General features: G+C 49.7%; 13 protein-coding genes. 11 read left to right on the top strand and 2 right to left on the bottom strand.

Going from position 1 to position 15,531, the window contains the following annotated elements:
• Positions 1 to 43 precede the first annotated feature (43 nt).
• The 8 genes from BLA28_RS01515 to BLA28_RS01480 all read left to right on the top strand — a co-directional run bounded on the left by BLA28_RS01515 (position 44) and on the right by BLA28_RS01480 (position 9,998).
• Positions 44 to 1,078: a LacI family DNA-binding transcriptional regulator gene (locus tag BLA28_RS01515; RefSeq protein WP_330388759.1), complete on the top strand. Its 1,035-nt coding sequence runs from the start codon at positions 44 to 46 to the stop codon at positions 1,076 to 1,078.
• Positions 1,079 to 1,089: 11 nt separating this feature from the next.
• A complete protein-coding gene (locus BLA28_RS01510; protein ID WP_069155759.1) occupies positions 1,090 to 3,570 on the top strand; it encodes a glycoside hydrolase family 2 TIM barrel-domain containing protein in 2,481 nt (826 codons plus the stop codon).
• Positions 3,571 to 3,774: 204 nt separating this feature from the next.
• Complete coding sequence (locus BLA28_RS01505) at positions 3,775 to 4,623, top strand: SAM hydrolase/SAM-dependent halogenase family protein (protein ID WP_069155758.1); 849 nt, start codon at positions 3,775 to 3,777, stop codon at positions 4,621 to 4,623.
• A gap of 136 nt (positions 4,624 to 4,759) precedes the next feature.
• On the top strand, positions 4,760 to 5,809 hold the full coding sequence (gene hisC / locus BLA28_RS01500) for a histidinol-phosphate transaminase (protein ID WP_069155757.1): 1,050 nt from the start codon (positions 4,760 to 4,762) through the stop codon (positions 5,807 to 5,809).
• Between the two features lie 30 nt (positions 5,810 to 5,839).
• Entirely contained in the window at positions 5,840 to 6,340 is a 501-nt protein-coding gene (locus BLA28_RS01495) for a COG2426 family protein (protein ID WP_069155756.1), read from the top strand.
• Between the two features lie 24 nt (positions 6,341 to 6,364).
• On the top strand, positions 6,365 to 7,150 hold the full coding sequence (locus BLA28_RS01490; RefSeq protein ID WP_069155755.1) for a class I SAM-dependent DNA methyltransferase: 786 nt from the start codon (positions 6,365 to 6,367) through the stop codon (positions 7,148 to 7,150).
• Between the two features lie 15 nt (positions 7,151 to 7,165).
• Positions 7,166 to 8,047, top strand: coding sequence for an Hsp33 family molecular chaperone HslO (gene hslO / locus BLA28_RS01485; RefSeq protein WP_009254485.1), 882 nt, complete (start codon positions 7,166 to 7,168; stop codon positions 8,045 to 8,047).
• Between the two features lie 43 nt (positions 8,048 to 8,090).
• On the top strand, positions 8,091 to 9,998 hold the full coding sequence (locus BLA28_RS01480) for an NAD(+) synthase (RefSeq protein WP_069155754.1): 1,908 nt from the start codon (positions 8,091 to 8,093) through the stop codon (positions 9,996 to 9,998).
• Between the two features lie 18 nt (positions 9,999 to 10,016).
• On the opposite strand, the gene BLA28_RS01475 is transcribed toward BLA28_RS01480, so the two are convergent.
• Both BLA28_RS01475 and BLA28_RS01470 read right to left on the bottom strand, forming a co-directional pair.
• Positions 10,017 to 10,664, bottom strand: coding sequence for a hypothetical protein (locus BLA28_RS01475; RefSeq protein ID WP_009254483.1), 648 nt, complete (start codon positions 10,662 to 10,664; stop codon positions 10,017 to 10,019).
• 92 nt (positions 10,665 to 10,756) lie between these two features.
• Complete coding sequence (locus tag BLA28_RS01470) at positions 10,757 to 11,212, bottom strand: GNAT family N-acetyltransferase (RefSeq protein WP_069155753.1); 456 nt, start codon at positions 11,210 to 11,212, stop codon at positions 10,757 to 10,759.
• Positions 11,213 to 11,529: 317 nt separating this feature from the next.
• Here BLA28_RS01470 and BLA28_RS01465 point away from each other — a divergent pair, with 317 nt between their 5' ends.
• The 3 genes from BLA28_RS01465 (at position 11,530) to BLA28_RS01455 (ending at position 15,524) form a co-directional block, all read left to right on the top strand.
• On the top strand, positions 11,530 to 13,302 hold the full coding sequence (locus BLA28_RS01465) for a methyl-accepting chemotaxis protein (protein WP_141702851.1): 1,773 nt from the start codon (positions 11,530 to 11,532) through the stop codon (positions 13,300 to 13,302).
• Positions 13,303 to 13,512: 210 nt separating this feature from the next.
• Complete coding sequence (gene glnA / locus BLA28_RS01460; RefSeq protein WP_069155751.1) at positions 13,513 to 14,856, top strand: type I glutamate--ammonia ligase; 1,344 nt, start codon at positions 13,513 to 13,515, stop codon at positions 14,854 to 14,856.
• Between the two features lie 107 nt (positions 14,857 to 14,963).
• Entirely contained in the window at positions 14,964 to 15,524 is a 561-nt protein-coding gene (locus BLA28_RS01455; protein WP_069155750.1) for an ANTAR domain-containing response regulator, read from the top strand.
• Positions 15,525 to 15,531 lie beyond the last annotated feature (7 nt).

The raw sequence follows: 15,531 nt of genomic DNA, 5'->3' as shown, positions 1-15,531 counted from the left end.
CGGCGGCTGCCGGACAGATTGCTGCCGCAGGAACAAGCCGGCCATCGGGCCGGCTTTTATCAATGATTGGAGGAACGGGAAAATTACTCTTGATAATATAGCGAAAGAACTGGGAGTCTCCAAGAGTACGGTTTCCCGCGCATTGTCGGGAAAAGGAAGGATTGGAGAGGCTACCAGACAGAAAATACAGGCCTATGCCCGTGAACAGGGAATATGGCAGGAAAAAAAACAGAAAGAAGATCCTGTCAGAACGGAAAATATAGCGGTGGTTATTCCCATGGATGCCTATTCCACAAATGTCCCGTTCTTTCAGGAATGTCTTCTTGGGATCAGCGAAATGGCGACCATGCTCCGGTACAATGTGCTGATTACGATAGGCACACCCAATGATATCTCCAATGTCCAGAGGTTAGTCGAAAAAAAGCAGGTGGACGGCATCGTTCTCCTGCGCGATTTGGAGCATGACAGGCTTCTGCAGTATCTTACGGAAATCCATTTTCCTGCGGGCCTGTCCGGAACCTGCGATTATGAGGAGATCATCCAGGTTGATATTGATAACAAAGCCGCTTCAAACAGTCTGGTTTCCCTGCTGATAGGTCAGGGCTACCGCAGATTCGCAATGCTTTTCGGGGAAATGTCTTTCCGTGTGAACCAGAAACGCTGTCAGGGCTGTTATGATGCCCTGGATAAATACGGGCTGTCCAGAGCGCATCAGCTGTGCTATTCTGACTTCGATAATACGGAATTGCTCAACAGCATTATCAGCGATATGTTTGCAGGAAAAGTGGAATGTATCATATGCGGGGATGATGTGATCTGTACAAAGGTCATGTCCGCACTTCAGGCGGAAGGGTACCGGATCCCAAGGGATATTTCCATCGCATCCCTGTATAACAGTGCGAATCTGAATTGCTTTTCCCCTGCGGTAACAGCGATCAGCGTCTCCGCAAGACAGGTGGGAAATGTGGTGGGAAGGCAGCTGATAAACAGTCTGCGCGGGGAGGCCTATAATGCCAAAACGAATCTTGGATATGAAATTCTGCTGCGTAAATCTACCGGGAAAATGTATCCGGTATAGAGGAGGAGAACATGTATTTAACAGGGAAGGATGTAAGGCAGAAGGAAACATTTAATTTAAACTGGTTTTTTTATCTCGGGGAGGAAGAAAAGACACCGGGGGATAAGGATACCGCCGGCTACAGACCGGTGAAGCTTCCCCATGACTGGAGCCTGGAATATCCTTTTGATGAAGCTGCCCGGTCGTGCGGTTCAGGGGGCTATGTAAGGACGGGAACCGGCTGGTATAAGAAAATTTTCCGGGTAAATCCTGACGCGGTAAAGGACGGAAGAGCGGTCCTTCATTTTGAAGGAGCGTATATGCTGGCGCAGGTGTGGCTGAACGGACAGAGCCTGGGCCGCCATGTGTATGGATACACGCCGTTTGAGTGGGACATCACGGATTTGCTTAAGACTGACGGCAGTGAGAATGTGGTGGATGTGAAGGTGGACAATTCGGCCCAGCCTAATTCCCGATGGTATTCCGGTTCGGGAATTACAAGAAATGTATGGATCTGCGGGATGAAGGATATCCATGTTGCCCCTTACGGGGTATGGATCCGCCAGCCTGAGGTGTCCGGGAAACAGGCGCAGATACATATGGAAACACGGGTATGTGTGAATCACAGGAACCGTGCTTCATGCGAAGGTACGGCTTCGGAAGAAAATGGTGAAATAACAGTGGAAACCGGCATCTATGCACCGGACGGCAGTCTGTGTATGCAGGAAAGAACCGCGCAGAGCCAACAGATCGCGGCAGGCGTAAGAGAAGAACTGCTTTTCTGCCAGGATTTTCTATTGAAGTCTCCCGTGCTTTGGGATACGGAGAATCCGGCGCTGTATAAGGCAGTCACCAAAATATATAAGGGCGGACTCCTACTGGATGAGGTATGTACCGTTACAGGCTTTCGAAATGTGAGATTTGACAGCTCTCAGGGCTTCCTTCTCAACGGAGTCAGAGTGAAGCTGAACGGCGTATGCGTTCATCATGACGGCGGCTGTGCGGGGGCCGCTGTCCACCCGCAGATATGGGAGAGAAGGCTGGAAAAGCTGAAGGCTATGGGAGTGAATGCCGTGCGTATGTCACATAACCCGCCGGATCCGGCCCTGCTGGATCTGTGTGACCGGATGGGCCTGATGGTCATGGATGAGGCCTTTGACGAATGGCGCATCATGAAGGGCAAGGAGCTGGGAAGCAACACCCATGAAAGCAGGGGATATTCGGAATGGTTTGACAGCTGTCACGAGGAAGATATGCGTTTGATGCTCCTGCGCGACAGGAATCATCCTTCTATTATTATATGGAGTATCGGTAATGAGGTGCCGGATCAGACGGTACCGGAGGGGTATCTGACGGCAAGACATCTGAAGAGTATATGCAGAGAACTGGATCCGGAACGTTTGGTTACTCAGGCAAATGACCAAATCTGTGCGGAGCCGCGGGCGGCAGCGGAGGAATTCCTGAACGAACTGGATGTGGTTGGCTATAATTATGTCGACAGATGGCGGACCAGGGCGGAAACTCTCTATGATGATGACAAACGCGCCCATGCTGACTGGTGTGTGATCGGTACGGAAAACGGGAGCCTCGGAGGGGTAAGAGGGGAATACCTGTTGGATATGAAGGAGAAAGCCGGCTGGTGGAAAATGCCATACTACAGCGCGCCGGTGAAAATAGGTAAGCTGCTGCATTTTACCATGACTCATGATTATGTGGCAGGAGATTTTATGTGGACAGGGGTGGATTATCTGGGAGAAGCCCACTGGCCCGCACGCTCTTCCTCCGCAGGCGTATTGGATACCTGCGGCTTTGAAAAGGACAGCTATTACTTTTATCAGAGTATCTGGAAACGGCCGGAACCCATGGCGCATCTGCTTCCCCACTGGAATCCGGAGGTGGAAGAGGGGACCATTATTCCGGTGCTGGGCTATACCAGCTGTGAGAGTGCGGAGCTCTTTTTAAACGGTAAATCCTATGGAAGAAAGGCATATGCCTATCCTTCCTATGGTATGACGGAGAGGTACGGTCATTTTGACAAAACGCCGGTGCCGGTGAATACCGATGATTTGTTCCTGAGCTGGGATGTGCCTTATATACCGGGATATATTGAACTGGTGGGCTATATGGACGGCAGGGAAGCCGTGCGTCATACCGTGAGAACAGCCGGGGAGCCGGCGGCGGTGAAGCTGAATTGTTACCGCAGCGAAATGAAAGGGGATGGGCTGGATATCGCCCAAATAGAAGCGGAGATTCTGGATGAACACGGAAATCTGTGTGTACAGGCCGATACAAAGCTTACATTTACCGTTCAGGGACCGGGCTATGCGGCGGCAGTTGACAATGGTAATCCGGAAGGGATGGAAAGCCTGAGGGGAAGCTGTATTTATGCATTCCACGGACGTGCTTACGTAATTATCCAGTCGGATGAAACGAAAAACGGGGATACCTGTACCGTATGCGTGGAAGCGGAAGGCCTGCCGGGGGCTGCCGTAACAGTTTCCATAATTCCATAACAGAAAATCGACAGATATAGCAAAAAGCAGGCCGTTTCAGGCTTGCTTTTTTCCTGCCGGTTTTCCTTCCCGGAAAATCCGGTATGTGAGATGGGCCGGAGAGTTATTCCAGTCCGGCGGAGAAAGTAAAATAACATGGACACCGCCGGAAGAATCTGTTACCATCAAGAAAAGACCTGGGCTGAAAGGAGAGAGAATAATCATATGAATCCACTTATTTTTCAATCGGATTTCGGGAGGGCTGACGGAGCCGTAAGCGCCATGTATGGAGTGGCATATTCCGTATGCAGTGATCTGAAGATTTCCGATCTGACGCATGAAATTCCTCAGTATGACATTTGGGAGGCTTCCTACCGTCTGATCCAGACTGTGAGCTATTGGCCGGAGGGTGCGGTTTTTGTATCCGTTGTGGATCCGGGAGTAGGTTCCACCAGAAGAAGCATTGTGGCGAGGACAGAGGGCGGCCAGTATGTGGTGACGCCGGACAACGGGACACTCACCCACATCAAGAAGCTGTGCGGTATTACAGAGGCCAGGGTGATCGATGAAACGGTGAACCGTCTTCCGGGCTCCGGGGAAAGCTATACCTTCCATGGACGGGATATTTATGCCTACACAGGGGCCAGGCTGGCTTCCGGAATCATTGATTTTGAAGGAGTGGGGCCGGAGGTGCCGGTGGACAGTGTGGTGGAAATTTCTTTCGAGCCTGCCCGCCTGCAGGAAAATGAGGTATCCGGTACCATTGATGTGCTGGATGTCCGTTTCGGCAGCCTTTGGACGAATATACCCCGGAAATTATTCCTGCAGATGGGTGTGGCCCATGGAGACAGGATAGAGGTTATTATAGAAAAAAGAGGGCATACCGTTTACCGTACGTCCCTGATATATGCCCATTCCTTTGCGGACGCATTTATCGGTGAGGCGCTTGTGTATGTAAACAGTCTGGATTTCATGGCCGTAGCGATTAATCAGGGTAATTTTGCAAGAGCTTATAATGTGGGAACCGGCCTTTCGTGGCGTATAACCATGCGGAAGTCAACACTTAACAGGTAATTATTGCTATTGCCGCATTTTCATACTATAATAGAAAAGTTAAAACCCGGCCGCCGGCAGGATCTGCAGGCGGCCATGATAATCAGACTGCCCGGGCCTTTGTGCCCCGGCCGGTTTTGGAAAAGAGGTACATAGAATGGGCTGGGAAGAAAAGGTACGTAGAGTAGTTCCCTATATTCCCGGGGAACAGCCAAAACAGAAGGGAATAATAAAGCTGAATACCAATGAATGTCCTTATCCGCCGTCACCTCTGGTGAAACGAAAAGCAGCGGAGTTCCAGACGGATGAGCTTCGGCTGTATCCGGATCCGGATGCATCGCTTCTGGTAAAGAGCCTTGCGGATTATTACGGTGTAAAGGAAGATCAGATATTTGTGGGAGTGGGCTCGGATGATGTGCTGGCTATGTGTTTTCTGACTTTTTTTAATTCAGACAGGCCTGTGCTTTTTCCTGATATTACCTATTCCTTTTATGATGTATGGGCGGAGCTTTTTCAGATCCCATACCGCTGCCCCGCTCTGGATGAAGATTTCCGCCTGAAAAAAGAAGATTATTTATCAGAAAACGGCGGAATTGTAATCCCCAATCCCAATGCGCCGACAGGGCTTTACGAGGAACTGGATACCATAGAGGAAATCGTGGCCTCCAATCAGGATTCTGTTGTGATTATCGATGAGGCATATGTGGATTTCGGCGGCAGGAGCGCCCTGGAGCTTGTGGATAAATATGAAAATCTCCTTGTAGTGCAGACGTTTTCCAAATCCAGAGCCATGGCCGGCATCCGTATCGGTTTTGCCGCGGGAAGCAGTAAGCTGATCCGTTATTTGAAGGATGTCAAATTTTCCTTCAATTCCTATACCATGAACGCCCCTTCCATCGCCTGGGGCGCCGCCAGCATTCTGGATGACGGGTACTTTAAGGAAACCGTGGGAAAGATCATAAATACAAGGGAACGGGTAAAAAAAGAATTGTCGGCTCTGGGCTTTGTTTTCCCTGATTCCAGCAGCAACTTTATCTTCGCATCCCACAAAAGCATTCCGGCATCGGAGCTTTTTGAAGCGTTAAAACAGGAAGGAATCTATGTCCGTCATTTCAACAAACCAAGAATTGACAACTATCTTCGTATCACTATAGGTACGGATGAAGAGATGGATAAGCTTCTTGCCTTTTTAAAAAGATACATATAAACAGTTAAAATACGGAGGATAATTATTAGTATGGATTCAATAGCATTATGGTTTGCTTCTACTCTGGGGCAGTATGTTTCTAAGGAAGTGGTTATTTTCATTATATCCATGATTCCCATTCTGGAGCTGAGGGGCGGCCTGCTTGTGGCGTGGTCTCTGGGAGTGCCGATTCTGAAGGCGATTCCTATCTGTATCATCGGTAATATTATCCCGATACCATTTATTCTTCTTTTTATTAAGAAGATTTTCCAGCTGCTGAAGAAGGTGCCGTTCTTTGAAAAAATAATCGGCAAGCTGGAAAACAGGGCAATGAAGAAGAGTGACAGTATAAAGAAGTATGAGTTCTGGGGACTGGTGCTTTTTGTGGGAATCCCTCTGCCGGGAACAGGCGCGTGGACGGGTTCTCTTATAGCAGCTCTGCTGGAAGTTGATTTCAAGAAGGCGGTGCTGGCGGAGCTTCTGGGTATTATCCTGGCTACTATTATTGTTTCTTTTGTAAGCTATGGGCTGCTGGGAAGTATTGTGGGCTAGAGTGCTGAGCCGGGAGGTGGATAAGTGGAGGCTTATACGGATTTCGCATATGTGTACGATGTTTTCATGGATAACACGCCCTATGATAAATGGGGCGGGCTTCTTGTCAGCAGGCTGGAAAAGGAGGGAATAACGGATGGTATTCTGCTGGATTTGGGCTGCGGGACAGGAAATATGACGGAGCTTCTCTCGGAAAAGGGCTATGATATGATCGGCGTGGATTATTCCGGGGAAATGCTGAATGTTGCCATGGAAAAGAGGGCGCGTTCCGGAAGGCAGATTCTGTATCTGCAGCAGGATATGCGTGAGTTTGAGCTTTACGGGACCGTGCGGGCCGTGGTGTGTGTCTGTGACAGCCTGAATTACCTTCTTGAGGAAGAGGAAATAGAGGATACCTTCCGGTTGGTGAACAACTATCTGGATCCGGGAGGCCTCTTTCTTTTTGATTTTAATACGGTTTATAAGTATGAAACCGTCATAGGGGATGCCACAATCGCGGAAAACAGGGATAACTGCAGTTTTATATGGGAAAACTTCTATGAAGAAGAAGGGCAGATCAATGAATATGATCTGACTGTGTTTGTGAAAGAGCAAGAAGAAGAGGAGCTTTTCCGGAAGTTTACGGAAACCCATTATCAGCGTGGATATACTCTGGAGCAGATAAAGCGGCTTTTGGAAAAGAGCGGGCTGGTGTTTATGGAGGCGCTGGATGCGGATACTCTGAATGAGGTGACGGATACCAGCGAGCGTATTTTCTGCGTAGCCAGAGAACAGGGAAAGGTATGTGACCGGAGCCCGGACGGGATTTAGCCATGGAGGAACAGGATGAAGGATTATTTGGTAAGAGCGACGGCGGCCGATGCCCAGATAAGGGCTTTTGCCGCCACAACAAGGCAGATGGTGGAAACGGCAAGGCAGAAGCATGATACCAGTCCGGTGGTGACAGCGGCTCTGGGACGGCTTCTTACGGCAGGCTCCATGATGGGAAGCATGCTGAAGGGGGAAGAGGATCTTCTGACCCTGCAGGTGACCGGCGACGGTCCCATGGGAGGCATGACAGTGACGGCTGACAGCAAGGGCCATGTGAAGGGATATGCCAACGAACCGCAGGTAATCCTGCCTGCCAACAGTCAGGGGAAACTGGATGTGGGAGGAGCCGTGGGCTCCGGAATTCTGCGGGTGATCCAGGATTCGGGACTGAAGGATCCCTATGTGGGCCAGACTGTTCTGCAGACCGGAGAAATAGCGGAGGATCTGACCTATTATTTTGCAACCTCCGAACAGGTGCCTTCCTCCGTTGGACTGGGAGTCCTGATGGAAAGGGATAATACGGTACGTCAGGCCGGCGGTTTTATTGTGCAGCTCATGCCTTTTGCAGAAGAGGAAACCATAAGCAGGCTGGAGCAGAATCTGGGGAAAATACGTTCCGTAACCTCAATGCTGGATGAAGGATTGACGCCGGAAGAGCTGCTGGGGCTTGTACTGGAAGGAATGGATATACAGTTCCGGGATACCTGTGAGGTGGAATTTTCCTGCAGCTGCAGCAAAGAGCGGGTGGAAAAGGCGCTGATCAGCATCGGCCGGGAAGAGATAGATAAGATGATAGCGGATGGTGAGCCTATTGAGGTAAAATGCCATTTCTGCAATAAGGGATACCAGTTTTCCGTACAGGAGCTGGAGGAAATCGTGGAAAAGTGCAGGAAGTGAAATATCCGCGGCAGAGGGAAAGACTGACAGGAGAAAGAAAAGCATGAAACATGGATTTGTGAAAGCGGCGGCACTGACTCCGGGCATCAGGGTTGCGGATACCGGATATAACGCAGGGCAGATAAAAAAGAATATGGACGAGGCGGCGGAGCAGGGAGCAAAAATCATTGTATTCCCGGAGCTGTGCATAACCGGATATACCTGCGGGGATCTGTTCCTTCAGGAAACCCTCTTAGAGGGAGCAAAGGAAGCGCTGAAGGATATTGCAGCCCATACCAGGGGAAAGGACGCCCTTATATTTGTGGGGCTTCCTCTGGAGATGGAAGGAAAGCTTTATAATACGGCGGCAGTGCTTCATGACGGGAAAATACTGGCCTTTGTTCCCAAGGCTACCATCCCCAATTACGGGGAATTTTATGAAGTCAGACATTTTGCGGCCGGCAGGAAAGAAGCGGAAACCATATTGTTTGACGGGGAGGAAATCTCTTTCGGAACGCATATTCTGTTTCGGTGTGATGCAATCGAAGGGCTGCAGGTAGGCTGTGAGATCTGCGAGGATATATGGGCTCCGGATACGCCGTCCACGGCTCATGCGGTTGCGGGGGCCACGGTGATTGTCAATCTTTCCGCTTCCAATGAAACGGTGGGGAAGGACAGCTACCGGGCTGATCTGGTGAAGTCCACCAGCGCCAGGCTGATCTGCGGTTATGTGTATTCCAGCGCAGGCGAAGGTGAGTCCACACAGGATCTGGTATTTAACGGCCATAATATGATAGCGGAAAACGGAACCATTCTGGCTCAGGCCAGACGTTTTGAAAATGAATCCATTTACGGGGAAATCGACATTCATAGGCTGCGCCATGAGCGGCGGCGCATGAATACCTTTGTACAGGATTCAAAAGGGTATCTGGTGATTCCTGTTCATATGGAAAAAGAGGAGACCTGCCTTACCAGGACATTCGATCCCCTGCCCTTTGTTCCCTCCGATGAAGCCAGAAGAAATCACAGATGCAATGAGATTTTATCCATTCAGTCCTTCGGCCTGAAAAAAAGATATGAGCATACCGGAGCTAAAACCGCGGTGGTGGGGATTTCCGGGGGGCTGGATTCCACGCTGGCGCTGCTGGTGACGGTCCGGGCCTTTGATATGCTGGGCCTTCCCCGGGAAAATATCCATTCCGTAACAATGCCCTGCTTCGGCACCACGGACAGAACCTATGACAATGCCTGCAAACTGGCCCGCACGCTGGGAACCACGTTGTCCGAGGTGAATATCCGCGAGGCCGTAAGCCTGCACTTTAAGGATATCGGCCAGGACAGCGGCAATCATGATGTGACCTATGAAAACAGCCAGGCAAGAGAGCGTACCCAGGTGCTCATGGATATTGCCAATAAGGTGGGCGGGCTGGTGATCGGTACCGGAGACATGTCGGAGCTGGCGCTGGGCTGGGCCACCTACAACGGGGATCATATGTCCATGTACGGCGTGAACGGCGGCGTCCCCAAGACCCTGGTGCGCCATCTGGTAAAATACTACGCGGATACCTGCGACAATGAAGAACTGAGGGAGGTCTTGCTGGATGTGCTGGATACGCCGGTCAGTCCCGAACTGCTTCCCCCTGTGGACGGGCAGATCAGCCAGAAAACGGAGGATCTGGTCGGCCCCTATGAGCTTCATGATTTCTTCCTGTACTATATGCTGCGCTGCGGCTTTGAGCCTTCCAAGATATACCGCCTTGCAAAACAGTCTTTTGCCGGACAATATGAGGATGCTGTCATTCTGAAATGGCTGAAAAATTTCTACCGCCGTTTCTTCCAGCAGCAGTTCAAACGTTCCTGCCTGCCGGACGGGCCAAAAGTAGGAAGCGTCGCCGTATCTCCCAGAGGCGATCTGCGCATGCCCTCGGATGCCTGTGCCACGCTTTGGCTTGAACAGGTGGAAGCGTTATAAAAGAAACAGCAGCGGGGGCTATTCAGCCGCCGCTGCTGTTTCTTCCGGTGTGTCAGCCGGTGTTTCCATATTTGTATTTTCCGCCGTATTTTCTCCGCTTCCTTCCGTACTGTTTACCGTGGTATTTTCTGCCGCGTTTTCCGCAGGAGGAGCAGCAGTGCTTTCTTCTATGGTTTCAAGAGTCGTATTTGATTTTTGGCTTTTCTCCTTCGTGCTGCTGCCCGGATTCTTTTCCGCTTTTCCAAGGGCGGAGGTAATGGCGTCCAGCAGGACCTGGGAGGTATACTTATTGTCGTCCGAATAAGTAATGTCCTCAAGAGACTGCTTGGTACAGATTTGGGAGGCCAGGTCGTTCAGGGCCGGCTCCATCAGAGGGTACATGGTAGTTACCGCTTCGTCCAGGTTCACAAGCCGTATGGAATTGATATTATTATCGTCCACAACGACCTCCACATCAACTGCGGAATTCCCCAGAATCAGAGAAGTTGTGTATTTCCCAGGGGTATAGCGGCCTTCATCGGCGCCGGATTCTTCCGGTGTTGTCTTTTTCCCGGGCAGGAACATGATAATGAGAAGAAGCAGGAATAGTATTCCCAACACCACAAAGATGCCGGTATATATTAATTCTTTTAAATGCAGTACGACTATTTTGGTCTTGGAACTCATATCAATATCCCCGATTCATGTTATTTATACAGTTTACTCCTCCCGGTCCGTAATTATTACTCAAACTTCCGTCAAGATGAAGATAAAGTTATTCACGCGGGAAGTTCTAAAACCATTACCTTTTCATCGTTGATATCCCGCTCCCCGTTAAAACGGAATCCGAATTTTTCATACAGCTTTGCGGCTGTTTCGTTTTCTTCTATAATACTCAGATAAATCCGGCGGCAGCCATATTCCCCGGAAAGCCTGCCAAGCAGCATACGGAGCGCTTCTGTCCCATATCCGTTTCCCTGGAAATGCCGGTCAATCAGCAAGCGATCCAGCCATACTCTTCCCTCCGGACGGTATTCCCGGAAATAGCCATACATGGCAAAGCCTACAAGTGTGCTGCCGTCATAAATACCCACCGGACGCCAGCAGGGATTGCTGTCGGCTTCGGAAAGGCATTGCTTTACATCTTCCACAAAATGCTCCTGGCCGGGGCCGGTCTTCAGCTGAACCGCGCTTTCCCGGTTTTTATCATTTATTGGTTCCACATGGAGCTCCATTTCTTTTTGTCCTTTCTTTTGTTTTTCCTTTTTTCCTATATATACTAAGCTATGGAGCGGCCCCATAGTCAATACTGAAGATATGTTTAAAATGCGGATAAAGAGATTTTGGCGGTCATATTGTCAAATTCAGTCAGAAAAAATATTTTTTAGTAAATTTTTCCTTAAATATTGCCTCTATCCGGCCGATACTACAACAGGCCGATACTGATTAAGTATTACTAATCGTTTATTTCATCTTTCTGGATCAGACGACCGGTAGTTTGAACATACAGGAAGGAGATAAGAAAAAGAACGGCCGCGAATGGAGGCTGAAGATGAGACATAACAAAAAGGAAAAGACGATTCGGAGTCAGATTTTAAAAGGATATCTTCTTCTGACAGGGATGATGGTTGTTCTTGTGGCGCTCTCCTGTCTGTTTTTTGAACTGATTGCCGCGAACTATGGAAAGGCTTCTGCTTTCCAGAATCAGCAGTATGAAGCGCAAAAGGTGATAGCAGCGCATTATCAGTGGCTGGAGCAGCTGAGTGATTCGATTACGACGGGCAGTGAATTTGAAGGAAGCCTGAATCCGGATACCTGTGCTCTGGGAAAATGGATAGATAATTCGGCTGCGGATCTGGAGGACTATCCGGAGCTTGCAGCAGTGATTGAGGAAATAAACAAGCCTCATGACGAGATTCATTCCGAGGCGGCGAAGCTGGTGGAACTGGCAAAAACCAACAGGGATGAGGCTTATGAACAATATGCCGGCGTATTTAAGCCGAAGGTGGTTAATATAGGTAAGGGGCTGAATAAAATCAGCGATATTTATCAGGAGAAAGCGGAGCAGATAATCAAAGAGACCAGACAGGGCGTTCTGGTTTCGGTTCTGATCCTCCTTGCCATAGGCATGGGCGCTTCCCTGGCTTCTGTCATTTTGGGCAGACGTATGGCTACCCGTATTTCAAAGCCGATATTGGCGGTAGCCAACTGGTCTGAACAGCTTTCCGCAGGAGTGGATAACCTGCGTTTTGATGCGGAAGATTTACAGGAACGGGGCAATGCGTCTGAGATTAACAGGATGATCAGCAGCTTCCGGGAAATGGCGGATAATATCAGGGAGCATGTGAGGGTGATTCAGAAAGTGGCGGAGGGTGATCTGACCGCCTATGTGGATATCCGTTCCGAAGGGGACAGCCTGGGTTCCGGCTTATATCATATGGTGCAGAATAATGACTTTATGTTTGCCCGGCTTCTGGAAATCGCAGATACGGTGGCCGATAATGCCAACCAGATCGCGGATTCTGCGCAGATGCTGGCCGAAAGCTCTACCTCACAGGCCGGTGCGGTGGAGCAGCTGTCGGATACCGTACAAAACGCCGATACACTGGCCGCGGGCAATGCGGAAAATGCCAGCGGGGTGATGTCCCTTATTAAAGGAATGAATCACGAAATCCTTGAAGGCCAGGACAAAATGGAGGAGCTTCTGGAAGCAGTGCAGGGAATTGAAAGGGCGTCTGAAAATATTTCCGTGGTCATGAAATCCATTAATGATATCGCATTCCAGACGAATATCCTGGCTCTGAATGCGGCAGTGGAGGCCGCGCGGGCCGGCAGTGCCGGAAAGGGCTTCGCCGTGGTTGCGGATGAGGTGAGAAATCTGGCATTAAAAAGCCAGGAGGCGGCGGAGCAGAGCCGTGCTCTGATAGAAAATACCATTACCAAGGCAGCAAAGGGAGGAAATATCTCTCAGCAGGCATCAGAAACATTTCAGTCTATTGTGGACAGGATTAAGCAGATCGAAGAGAGGATTGGTTCCATAGATGATGCCTCAGCCAGACAGCAGGAGCTGATGCGCCGGATTAACGAGGAAATCGGAAGGATATCAAGCGCGGTGACGGAAAATGCGGCTACCAGTGAACATACGGCGGCATCCACCCAGCAGATGAATGCAGGAGCGGCGCAGATTAAGCTTGCCATGGATCGTTTCCAGCTTCGGAAGCGGGAGCCGGGCAAGCCGTATATCCCGCCGGAAAAAGCGGATGATAAAGAGTTTATCGAGCTTGCCACCCGGAATTTTTATGCGCATGCACAAAAAAAGGATTGACAGACCCTGACAGCTGCTGGTAGTATATGAAAGTAGGGCAAGGGTGTTCTTACCGGTGGGGTAAGAGCACCCTTTTTTCTTATTGAACGGCAGGACGGACTGCTTGGTCTGAGGAAGAAGCCTCTCCTGATGATGCCTCCGGAGTGGAAACGGATGGCAGAGGGAATTGATTAACCAAGGGATTATTTCGGTAAGAAAGGAATGAAGTGTATGCAATCATCCAAAAAGAATTATACCAAAGAGGACATCATGAACCTGGTGGAAGAGGAAGATGTGGAATTTATCCGACTCCAGTTCACAGATATGTTCGGCTGCCTGAAAAATATGGCAATTACCTCCAGCCAGCTGCTGAAAGCGCTTGATAACAAATGTATGTTTGACGGTTCGGCAATTGAAGGCTTTGTTAAGATTGAAGAATCCGATCTTTTTCTTTATCCGGATTTAAGCACCCTGGAAATATTTCCCTGGAGACCGCAGCAGGGAAAGGTGGCACGGCTGATTTGTGACGTATATCGTCCGGGAGGAGAGCCTTTTGAGGGTGACTCCAGATATATTCTCAGGCGTGCGCTGAAGGAAGCGGAAGAAATGGGGTATACTTTTAAGGTGGGGCCGGAATGTGAATTTTTCCTGTTTCATATGGATGAGAATGCCATGCCGACAACGATCAGCCATGAACAGGCCGGGTATTTTGATTTGGGACCGGTGGATCTGGGGGAGAATGCCAGAAGGGATATGGTGCTGACCCTGGAGGATATGGGCTTTGTTGTGGAGTCGTCACATCATGAGGCGGCGCCTGCCCAGCATGAAATTGACTTTGAATACGATGAGGCTCTTGCCACAGCTGACAATATAATGACCTTCAAGCTTACCGTGAAAACAATTGCCAAGCGCCACGGCCTTCATGCCACTTTTATGCCGAAACCCAAGGCAGGGGTGAACGGCTCCGGCATGCATATTAATATGTCTTTATCCAGGGACGGAAGGAATATATTCCAGGATCCGGAAGGGAAGGACGGACTGAGCAGGGAGGCTTATTATTTTATCGGCGGTATTATGAAGCATATTAAGGCGATTACCGCGATTACCAATCCTCTGGTTAATTCCTATAAAAGGCTGGTTCCCGGATATGAAGCGCCGGTTTATATCGCCTGGAGCACGACGAACAGGAGTCCGCTGATACGGATACCTGCGTCAAGAGGGGATGAGACACGGATTGAGTTAAGAAGCCCGGATCCGGCGGCCAATCCTTATCTGGCGCTGGCAGTCTGCCTGCGTGCGGGCCTGGAAGGGATCCGTGAAAAGATAGAGCCCCCTGAAAGTGTCAACTGCAATATTTTTTCCATGTCCGATGAGGAAAAGAGCCTGGCAGGCATCGAGAGGCTTCCGGGTACCCTTTTTGAAGCCATTGAGGAACTGGAAAAGGATGAATTTATCCAAAACAGCCTGGGCAATCATGTGGCAAACAAATATATAGAGGCAAAAAAGGAAGAATGGAACAAGTATTGCGCCCAGATAACGGATTGGGAAATCGATGAATATTTGTACCGGTATTAAGCGTATCTTTTTCTTGCAGCTGTCGGGCATTCTTATGCATAATTTTACAGCCTGAGATCCGGACAGTGTATCCGTAACAGTTGTTACGCATAGAAGGAGGTGCGCATGTGACAAATATCATTGTGGTCTTTCCCAAAATAGAGGATGCCAAAAGCATCAAGAATGTTCTTGTGCGCAATGGTTTTTCTGCTATGGCGGCCTGTACCACCGGAGCACAGGCAATTGGGTTGGCGGAGGATTATACCAATGGTATCGTCATCTGCGGCTATAAGCTGATAGATATGCTTTATTCCGAACTTTTGGATTGTCTTCCCGAGGGGATGCAGATGCTGCTCATGGCTTCCAATGCTTACCTCGGAGAGGTGAATCTGAAGGGTGCCGGGCGGGACATTGTATGTCTTTCCATGCCCTTGAAGGTACATGAACTGGTGAGTACCGTGGACATGATGTGTCAGTCCGTGGAAAGGCGGCGCAGACGCCAGCGGCTCATTCCCAGGGAGCGGAAACCGGAGGAGCTGGCCCTGATCAAAGAGGCGAAATGCCTGTTGATGGAGCGGAACCATATGTCGGAAGAGGAAGCGCACAGATATATACAGAAATGCAGTATGGACAGCAGTACCAGCATGGTGGAGACGGCTAAGATGGTGCTGACTACGATGCAGTATTAGAAAGGGA

It is taken from the genome of Eisenbergiella tayi (assembly GCF_001881565.1).
GTDB lineage: Bacteria > Bacillota > Clostridia > Lachnospirales > Lachnospiraceae > Eisenbergiella > Eisenbergiella tayi.
This window is presented reverse-complemented; position numbering and strand designations above follow the sequence as displayed.